This window comes from Mesorhizobium sp. M1E.F.Ca.ET.041.01.1.1 (assembly GCF_003997355.1).
Lineage (GTDB): Bacteria > Pseudomonadota > Alphaproteobacteria > Rhizobiales > Rhizobiaceae > Mesorhizobium.
In genome coordinates, this window is the sequence record NZ_RZSL01000217.1 from 1 (window position 1) to 9205 (window position 9205).

Consider the following 9205-nt stretch of genomic DNA (forward strand, 5'->3'; position numbering starts at 1 on the left):
TTGACCACCTGCGCGACGTGCCAGGCGCTGTTTATGACATCGGGTTCGTCAACGCGAAAGATATCGTACCCAAGCGATCGCAAATATGCATCGCGGACTGCGTCGTGCCGCTTGCCCTTCTCGTGTTCGTGCAGATCGCCATCGACCTCGACGATAAGCTTCACGGCGAAGCAGGCAAAGTCGACGATATACGGCCCTATGGGGCACTGACGGCGAAACTTGATGCCAACTGATTTGAACTCGCGCAACTCATACCAGAGCAAGGTTTCGCCCTTGGTCGCGTGAACTCGAAGCGCGCGCGCTTTTTGACGCATCTCGAAACTCACGCGGGTACGGGGCATCAGGGGCAGCCCTCGCAAAAAATAATGTTCGCGCGCGTCACCGAGGACCCCACCCGACCGCTTCGCGGCCACCCTCCCCTCAAGGGGGAGGGGTATCCGCGCCCAGTTTGTCAATCGATAGACCTCAGAACATCCCGAACATGGTCGATCAGTTCGTTGATCTGGCCCTTGGTGATGATCAGCGGCGGCGACAGCGCGATGATGTCGCCGGTGGTGCGGATCAGCGCGCCGCGTTCGAACGCCTTGACAAAGGCCGAGAAGGCCCGCTTGGTCGGGCTTCCGGCAATCGGCGCCAGCTCGATCGCGCCGATCAGGCCGATATTGCGGATATCGATGACATGCGGCTCGCCCTTCAGCGAGTGCAGCGCATCCTCCCAATAGGACGAGAGCTCCTCGCCGCGGGTCAGCAGGCCCTCTTCCTTGTAGGTGTCTAAAGTGCCCAGCGCCGCGGCGCAGGCGATCGGATTGCCCGAATAGGTGTAGCCGTGGAAGAACTCGATCATGTGCTCCGGGCCGGTCATGAAGGCGTCGTGGATCTCCTTCTTGACGAACACCGCGCCCATCGGGATGACGCCGTTGGACACGCCCTTGGCCGTCGTCATGATATCCGGCGTGACGCCGAAATAGTCCGCCGCGAACGGCGCGCCGAGACGGCCGAAACCGGTGATCACCTCGTCGAAAATCAACAGGATGCCGTGCTTGGTGCAGATCTCGCGCAGCTTCTGCAGATAGCCTTTCGGTGGCAGGATGACGCCGGTCGAGCCCGCGACCGGCTCGACGATGACGGCCGCGATTGTCGAGGCGTCATGCAGCGCGACGAGGCGCTCGAGATCATTCGCCAGTTCCGCGCCGTGCTCCGGCACGCCTTTCGAGAAGGCGTTCTTCTCCGGAAGGTGAGTGTGCGGCAGATGGTCGACACCGCCGAGCAGCGTGCCGAACATCTTGCGGTTGCTGACGATGCCGCCGACCGAGATGCCGCCGAAATTGACGCCGTGATAGCCGCGCTCGCGGCCGATCAGACGGGTGCGCGAACCTTCGCCCCTGACGCGGTGATAGGCGATCGCCATCTTCAGCGCGGTCTCGACCGATTCCGATCCGGAATTGGTGAAGAAGACGTGGTCCATGCCTTTCGGTGCGATGTCGACCAGGCGATTCGCCAGCTCGAACACGATCGGGTGGCCCATCTGGAAGGCCGGCGCATAGTCAAGCTCCGCGGCCTGGGCCTGAATCGCTTCGGTGATCTTCGGCCGGCAATGGCCGGCGTTAACGCACCAGAGACCCGCGGTGCCGTCGAGAACCTTGCGGCCGTCGCTCGTCGTGTAGTGCATGTCCTTGGCGGACACGAACATGCGCGGCGCCTGCTTGAACTGCCGGTTTGCCGTGAACGGCATCCAGAATGCGCTGAGATCGTTCGGCGTGACTTTCAGCCGGTTGGACATGACCAAGACTTCCCCTTGTAACCTGTTTCGGTGCGCTAACGCTTGGTCTTCCCAGCACTTGGTCTTCGCGTGGTTTTCATGCTACGCAAATTTTGACCGATTGGACAAACGTTAGCACCGCCCTGTCGGCGGTCAAGGGATTACTAACGGAAATGCGGCATCGAAAGCGCGCTCCACAGCTCAGAGAAAAACTGGTCCAGAGAATTGGTCCAGAAAGCCCTCGCAACGGCAGCCGGCAAGGATGACGGACACGATGGAAGGCTCAGCTCCCCGCCGCACCCGCATCCAGCAGGAAAAGCGCGAACTCATCCTGGAAGCCGCGCTCGAAGTCTTCTCCGCCAACGGTTTTCGCGGCTCGACCATCGACCAGATCGCGGAAGCCGCCGGCATGTCGAAGCCGAACCTTCTCTATTACTTCCGCCGCAAGGAAGACATTCACGAGACGCTGATGCAGCGGCTCCTGGACACCTGGCTGGCGCCGCTTAGGGAACTCGACGACATCGGCGATCCGATGACCGAGCTCAGGAGCTACATCCGCCGCAAGCTCGAAATGGCGCGCGACTTCCCGCGCGAAAGCCGGCTCTTCGCGAACGAGATCCTGCAGGGCGCGCCGCGCATCATGCCGATGCTGGAGGGCGAACTGAAGACGCTGGTCGACGAGAAGGCCGCCGTCATCAAGGCCTGGATGCGGGCCGGCAAGATCGCCCGTACCGACCCCTGGCACCTGATCTTCGCGATCTGGGCGACGACGCAGCACTATGCCGATTTCGACGTGCAGGTTCGTGCCGTGCTCGGCCCCGACCGCGGCGGCGATGGCCGCTTCGAGGATGCCGCCAGATTTCTGGAGCAGCTATTCCTTGATGGGCTAAAACCGAAGGGGTAGCGACTCGTCGTTCGGTTGTTGCTGCCGCTGGAGATTGGCCGCAGCCCCCTCAGCTTCGTCATCCACGGGCGGAGCGGAAGCGAAGCGGACGCGGAGACCCGAGGATCCATTCCATTACCTTTGCCGTGGGGTGCAGCGGTGCAGAATTCGGGACGGTAGCGGCGCCCCGAGGGCACGGAATGGATCCTCGGGTCTGCGCTGCGTCGCTACGCTCCTTGCTCCGCCCGTGGATGACGAAGCTGAGGGACCTCACGCGCTGCGCCGCTCGACCGGCTGCGCTTCGAGCAGCTTCTTGAGCTTGGCGATCGAATTCTGCTCAGCAAGCGGCGTGTAGACGATCAGCCGCATGTCCGAGCCGTCGTCGATCGACAGGCTCATATGCTCGAACGCCATGGCGCCGGCGGTCGGATGGCGGACATGCTTCACGCCGGTCAGCCGTCGCGCCACGTCTCGCCTTGGCCACCAGTCGTGGAACTCCGGGCTCGAACGCATCATGAGCGCGATCAGCCGCTCGAAATCCGGATCGCCGACATATTTGGCGCTCTCGGCGCGAAACGAAGCGAGCACCACGCGGGCGAGCTCTTCCCAGTCGACCAGCAGCCGGCGATGGTGCGGGCTGGCGAACACCAGATGGACGATGTTGCGGGCATCGCCCTCCAGCAGGCCATAGTCGCCGAACACGGCCGCCGCCGCATCGTTCCAGGCCAGCACGTCCCAGCGCCGGCCAACAACATAGGCCGGCTGCAGGACAAGGCTTTGCAGCATGTGCAGCAGCGGACCGTCGACTTTTTCGGGCGCCGCCACGCGCCGCTCAGGCTGCTGGCGGCCGGCGAGGATGAACAGATGCCGTTTCTCGACGGCGTCGAGACGCAACGCCTCGCAGAGCGCCGTCAGCACCTCGACCGAAGGCCGCACGTCCCTGCCCTGCTCCAGCCAGGTGTACCAGGTGGTACCGACGCCGGCGATCATCGCCACTTCCTCGCGCCTCAGCCCAGGCGTGCGCCGCCTGGCGCCGGTCGCGATACCGATGTCGGCAGGCGACAGCCTTTCGCGGCGCGAGCGCAGGAAAGCGCCAAGCTCGCGGCGGCGGCTGTCCTCGGGAGAATGGGTCACGGCATCCATAAGGTTTATTATAGCAGTATCGATACCAGGATAAAGTTTGAACTGTTTGAGGCGCGCGCCGCGCCCCATTTTGCATTCAGAGCAACGTAAGGAGGCTCTGGACATGGAACTCAAGAACAAGACAGTTCTCGTCACCGGCTCGACCGACGGCGTCGGCCGAGTCGTCGCCGAAAGGCTCGGCGCCGCCGGCGCCCGCGTGCTGGTGCATGGCCGCGACGAAGCCCGCGGCAAGGCGGCAGTCGCCGCCATCGAAGCCAAGGGCGGCAAGGCCGAATTTCTCGTCGCCGACCTTTCCTCGCTTGCCGAGGTGCGCCGCCTCGCCGAAACCGTGCGCGCAACGACCGGCCGGCTCGACATATTGATCAACAATGCCGGCGTCGGCACCGGCGGCCAGGCTGCGAAACGGCAGGTGAGCGCCGACGGCTATGAGCTGCGCTTCGCGGTCAACTATGTCGCCGGCTTCCTGCTGACGTCGGAGCTGCTGCCCCTGCTCGAGGCAAGCGCGCCGGCGCGCATCGTCAATGTCGCCTCGGCCGGCCAGCAGGCGATCGACTTCGACGATGTCATGCTGACCCACGGCTACAGCGGCGTGCGCGCCTACTGCCAGAGCAAGCTGGCGCAGATCCTGTTCACCATCGACCTGGCCGAACAGCTCAAAGGCGCCGGCGTCACCGTCAACGCGCTCCATCCGGCGAGCTACATGGACACGACCATGGTCCGGCAAGCCGGCGTCACCCCGTGGAACTCGGTCGAAACCGGCGCCGACGCCATCCTCAACCTCGCGACGTCACCGGCGCTTGAAGGGCGCAGCGGCCTTTATTTCGACGGCCAGCGGGAATCGCGCGCGGATGCCCAGGCCTATGACCTAAAGGCGCGCCGCCGGCTGCGGGCGCTCAGCCTCGAACTGACAGGGCAACCATCCTCGATATCCAGGGAACAGCATTCATGAGCGAGAACATCGAACACTGCGTGATCATCGGCGGCTCGTCCGGCATCGGCCTTGCCACGGCCAAAAGGCTGGTCAGCCCCACGATGAAAGTGACGATCACCGGCCGCAACGAGGAGAAGCTCAGAAGCGCCTTGATGAGCCTTGGCGGTACCGTCGGCAAGGCCGCTTTCGATGCGACCAGGCAGGATGAGGTCCGGCAGTTCTTCGATGGTCTTGGGCCGTTCGATCATCTCGTTCTGGCCGCGAGCGGCGGCAAGGGGCTGGGGCCGTTCGCGACGCTTGACCTCGCCGACATCGGCAGCGGCGTCGACGAGAAGATCCGGCCGCAGTTGGCCTGCCTGCAGGCTGCTCTCCCGACGCTGAACAAAAGCGGATCGGTCACGTTCATTTCGGCGGTCTCGGCGCAGCTCGCGGCGCCCGGCATCGCCGGCATCGGCGCCATCAACGGCATGCTCTTGACCGTGGCGCCGATCCTCGCGGTCGAGTTGAAGCCGCTGCGTGTCAACGTGGTGGCGCCCGGCGTCATCGACACGCCCTGGTGGGACTTTTTGCCGGACGAGCAGCGGCAGGCGGTGTTTGCCGAATATGCCGGCAAGACGCCGGTCGGCCGCATCGGCCGCGCCGATGACGTCGCCGCCGCGATCGCCTTCCTGGTGTCCAACGGCTTCATGACCGGCCAGGTGCTGACCTGCGACGGCGGCCTGCGCTTCGCGGCTTGAACCGGACAGCAATCGAAGGTCTGCGCCGCCCCTCATCCGCCTGCCGGCACCTTCTCCCCGTATAGTGACGGGGAGAAGGGAGCTGGCCGCCGCCTCGGCGCCTTTCCAGCAATGCTGGCGATTGGCGAAATCATCGATGACGGCGTCTTTCTCCCCGTCACTATACGGGGAGAAATGCCCGGCAGGGCAATGAGGGGCGGCGCCACCGTCGGCGATTGGGTGCAGCGACCGGCTCCTCCTCCGCCTTAACGTTGGCTATTCGGTTCACTAGGAAACGGCGTGGATGCCATCATGAAGGCGCAATAAATTCTTCGCTATGCGGCCTGCGCGATCAGCGCCATGAACCCGCCGGCCAAGGCAACATTGCCGACAAAGCCGTTGATGCGGGCCGCGCGATCCGGACCCTGATGGTCCCAGAAATTGTGGAACATCGGTGTCGCGACAATGAGGAACAGGATCAGGCCTGCAGCCGCCGGTGCGGTCCAAAGGCCGGCAACCAGCAACGCGCCGGCGACGACCTGCAGCATGATGCCCAGCCACAATGCCAGGCCCGCCTGCGGCACGCCGCGCGCCGCCATCAACGAGGCAACCAGAATTCTGTTCTGGATGTTGCGCAGGCCGGCAAAGACGAAGGCGCCGCCAAGCAGCAAGCGTGCGGCAAACAGAATCTCGTTCTGAAAACTCTCGAACATGTCGTTGATCTCGCAAATGAAAGCGCGCGAGCCTGCAACAGACTCGCGCACCACTCAAAATCCTCAGGCAGCCTTGGCAGCCGGCACTGGATGAATGGCCTGAAACGGAATGCACAGCCGGTTCCAGGTGTTGATCATGCCGAGCGCGACCGAGAGCTTGACCAGTTCCTCTTCCGAAAAATGCTCCAGCGTGCGGGCGTAGAGTTCGTCCGACACGCCGTTGTCGGCGATCAGCGTCACCGCCTCGGTCCAGGCGAAGGCGGCGCGCTCGCGCTCGGAAAACAGCGGCGATTCCTTCCAGGCGGCGACCAGATAGAGCCGGGTCTCGGTCTCGCTGTCGCGCCTGGCCTCGCGGCTGTGCATCTCGACGCAGAACGAGCAGCCATTGATCTGCGAAGCCCTGAGCTTGATCAGGTGCAGCAGGCTCACCTCCAGCCCGCATTCGTCGACGGCCTTGTTGAGCGCCGACACCGCCTTCATGATCTCGGGTGCCTTGGCATAAAACTGCAGTCTCGGTTTCATCGTCTTGCCTTCCAGGTTTTTGGGTGGGTTTAGAAGTGGGTCTAGATCTGTTTGGATAAAGCGGATTTCTGCGGCCGCTGGTGGCGCTCGACAAAGGCGCAGCTCGCGGCAATCGATCGGGGATCACCTTCCGCGGCGTAGTTCGCCACGATATCGGATAGCTTGACTTCGGCGAGTGCTGCCTTATAGGCGCGCTCGGCCTTCAGCATCGCGGCATTGATGCCGCAGGGTTTCACATAGGCCGAGGCGTCTATTTTGACCGGGCCGCGCTGGCGGATCTCGCCGCAGCGGAAGGCGGGCTCCCTGCCCTCGACCGCCAGCACGATGTCGAGCAGCGTGATGCGCTCGGCCGGCCGCGCCAGCCGGTAGCCGCCGGCGGGTCCCGGCACCGATTCCAGGATACGCGCCGCCGTAAGCTGGTTGAGATGTTTCAAGAGATAGCTCGGCGACAGGCCGAAGGCCTCGGCCATGGCGGCGCCCGACATGGTGCTGTTGCCGTCGACGCCGACAAGCATGGCGGCGCAGTGGATCGCCGCTTCGACACCTTCTCCCAGCTTCATGGTCTGCCGCTCCTATTCATGGATAACTTCTATCATGGATAATTTTTATCCGCAATATGGAATGAGGACTTGGGTTCCTCGCCCCCGTGAAGCGGGGGAGAGGTGGCCCGGCGAAGCCGGGACGGAGAGGGGACGACCTTTGCGAAGTCAGAATCGATGAAGGAAGAGGCGCGAGCAGAATGGAAAGGTGATCAGGAACTGTATGGGCAATTCCCAGTCGTCCCGCAGGCCCCTCTCCGTCCCGGCTTCGCCGGTCCACCTCTCCCCACTTCGTGGGGCGAGGAACCCAAGCTTATTCCGCAGCCACCTTGGCCATCGGGTTGTTGGGGTGCGTCGTCCAGTTGGCGTAGATCGGCGACACCTGCTTGCCGGTGCGCTGGTCCATCGCGCCGGCCGCGAGCGGCTCCATGGTGATGCAGCCTTCGACCGGGCAGACATTGACGCAGAGGTTGCAGCCGACGCATTCGGCCTCGATCACCTCGAAATGCCTCAAGCCGTCGACCATGCTGGTGATCGCCTGGTGCGAGGTATCCTCGCAGGCGATGTGGCAGCGGCCGCACTTGATGCAGGCATCCTGGTCGATATGCGCCTTGGCGACATAGTTGAGGTTGAGATACTGCCAGTCGGTGACGTTGGGCGTGGCGCGGCCGATGATGTCGGAGAGCGAGGCGTGGCCCTTCTCGTCCATCCAGTTCTCCAGCCCCGCGATCATTTCCTGCACGATCTTGAAGCCGTAGGTCATCGCTGCTGTGCAGACCTGCACATTGCCGGCGCCGAGCGCCATGAATTCGGCAGCGTCGCGCCAGGTGGTGATGCCGCCGATGCCGGAGATCGGCAGGCCATGCGTTTCCGGATCGCGCGCGATCTCGGCCACCATGTTCATGGCGATCGGCTTCACCGCCGGGCCGCAATAGCCGCCATGCGAGCCCTTGCCGTCGATGGTCGGCTGCGGCGCGAAACTGTCGAGATCGACGCCGGTGATCGAATTGATGGTGTTGATCAGCGACACCGCGTCGGTGCCGCCGGCCTTCGCCGCCCGCGCCGGCTTGCGGATATCGGTGATGTTGGGCGTCAGCTTGGTGATGACGGGCATGCGCGTGTACTGCTTGCACCAGCGCACCACCATCTCGATATATTCCGGTACCTGGCCGACCGCCGAGCCCATGCCGCGCTCGCTCATGCCGTGCGGGCAGCCGAAATTGAGCTCGATGCCGTCGGCGCCGGTCTCCTCGACCAGCGGCAGGATCGCCTTCCAGCTCTCCTCCTCGCAAGGCACCATGATCGAGGCGACCAGCGCCCGATCCGGCCAGTTCATCTTCACCTGCTTCATCTCGCGCAGATTGGTCTGTAGGTCGCGGTCGGTGATCAGCTCGATGTTGTTCAGGCCGAGCAGCCGGCGGTCGGCGCCCCAGATCGCGCCGTAACGCGGGCCGTTGACGTTGACGACCGGCGGCCCTTCTTCGCCAAGCGTCTTCCAGACCACGCCGCCCCAGCCGGCCTTGAAGGCGCGCTCGACATTGTAGGCCTTGTCGGTCGGCGGCGCGGAAGCCAGCCAAAACGGATTGGGCGACTTGATGCCGACGAAAGTGTTGCGGATGTCTGCCATGCTCATGCCCTCCCGTTAGAGGTCAGCGCCCGGTGGATGCTCTCGGCGGCGTCGCGACCCTGCGCCACGGCCGAAACCGTCAGGTCGTCGCCGCCGAAGATGCAGTCGCCGCCCGCCCAGACTTTCGCCAGCGATGTGCGGCCTTCCGCGTCGACCTTGATGCGCCCGCCCTCGAGCTCGATAGAGGCGACGCTGCCGTTGAGCGCCGCGGGCGTAAAACTCTGGCCGATCGCCTTGAACACCTGGTCGGCGGCGAGCGTCAGCCGCTCGCCGGTGCCGGCGAGCTTTTCGCCGTCGAACGCGGTGTATTCGAGCTCGATGGCCGACACCTTGCCGTTCTCGGCAATGACGCGCTTCGGCTGCAGCCAGTGG

Annotated in this window: 11 protein-coding genes; 3 read left to right on the top strand and 8 right to left on the bottom strand. The window is 64.1% G+C overall.

The features are described 5' to 3' along the window. Positions 1–413: endonuclease domain-containing protein (locus tag EOA38_RS18525; RefSeq protein ID WP_245480867.1), on the bottom strand; the 413-nt coding region annotated here is incomplete at its 3' end. Positions 414–451: 38 nt separating this feature from the next. Continuing rightward, positions 452–1780, bottom strand: a complete 1329-nt coding sequence (locus EOA38_RS18530) for an aspartate aminotransferase family protein (RefSeq protein WP_126093036.1) — start codon at positions 1778–1780, stop codon at positions 452–454. A 253-nt stretch (positions 1781–2033) separates the two neighbouring features. Here EOA38_RS18530 and EOA38_RS18535 point away from each other — a divergent pair, with 253 nt between their 5' ends. After that, positions 2034–2663: a TetR family transcriptional regulator C-terminal domain-containing protein gene (locus EOA38_RS18535; RefSeq protein ID WP_127299894.1), complete on the top strand. Its 630-nt coding sequence runs from the start codon at positions 2034–2036 to the stop codon at positions 2661–2663. A 249-nt stretch (positions 2664–2912) separates the two neighbouring features. On the opposite strand, the gene EOA38_RS18540 is transcribed toward EOA38_RS18535, so the two are convergent. Then, a complete protein-coding gene (locus EOA38_RS18540; RefSeq protein ID WP_127299895.1) occupies positions 2913–3785 on the bottom strand; it encodes a helix-turn-helix transcriptional regulator in 873 nt (290 codons plus the stop codon). A gap of 103 nt (positions 3786–3888) precedes the next feature. Here EOA38_RS18540 and EOA38_RS18545 point away from each other — a divergent pair, with 103 nt between their 5' ends. Both EOA38_RS18545 and EOA38_RS18550 read left to right on the top strand, forming a co-directional pair. Then, on the top strand, positions 3889–4734 hold the full coding sequence (locus EOA38_RS18545; RefSeq protein WP_127299896.1) for an SDR family oxidoreductase: 846 nt from the start codon (positions 3889–3891) through the stop codon (positions 4732–4734). Beyond that, a complete protein-coding gene (locus EOA38_RS18550; protein WP_127299897.1) occupies positions 4731–5453 on the top strand; it encodes an SDR family oxidoreductase in 723 nt (240 codons plus the stop codon). The genes EOA38_RS18545 and EOA38_RS18550 overlap by 4 nt, the downstream gene beginning before the upstream one ends. Positions 5454–5767: 314 nt before the next feature. Here the strand turns inward: EOA38_RS18550 and EOA38_RS18560 are convergent, their stop codons facing one another. From EOA38_RS18560 to EOA38_RS18580, 5 genes are all read right to left on the bottom strand, one after another. Beyond that, positions 5768–6145: a DoxX family protein gene (locus tag EOA38_RS18560; protein WP_127299899.1), complete on the bottom strand. Its 378-nt coding sequence runs from the start codon at positions 6143–6145 to the stop codon at positions 5768–5770. Positions 6146–6208: 63 nt separating this feature from the next. Next, positions 6209–6667 carry a carboxymuconolactone decarboxylase family protein gene (locus EOA38_RS18565; RefSeq protein WP_126093031.1) on the bottom strand — a complete coding sequence of 153 codons (459 nt, stop codon included), beginning with the start codon at positions 6665–6667 and terminating at the stop codon, positions 6209–6211. Between the two features lie 41 nt (positions 6668–6708). Next, positions 6709–7227 carry an Rrf2 family transcriptional regulator gene (locus EOA38_RS18570; RefSeq protein WP_126093030.1) on the bottom strand — a complete coding sequence of 173 codons (519 nt, stop codon included), beginning with the start codon at positions 7225–7227 and terminating at the stop codon, positions 6709–6711. A gap of 292 nt (positions 7228–7519) precedes the next feature. After that, positions 7520–8833 carry an NAD-dependent dihydropyrimidine dehydrogenase subunit PreA gene (preA, locus tag EOA38_RS18575; protein ID WP_127299898.1) on the bottom strand — a complete coding sequence of 438 codons (1314 nt, stop codon included), beginning with the start codon at positions 8831–8833 and terminating at the stop codon, positions 7520–7522. Between the two features lie 2 nt (positions 8834–8835). Beyond that, positions 8836–9205 (bottom strand): FAD-dependent oxidoreductase (locus EOA38_RS18580; protein WP_189434733.1); only part of this gene is annotated, 370 nt, incomplete at its 5' end.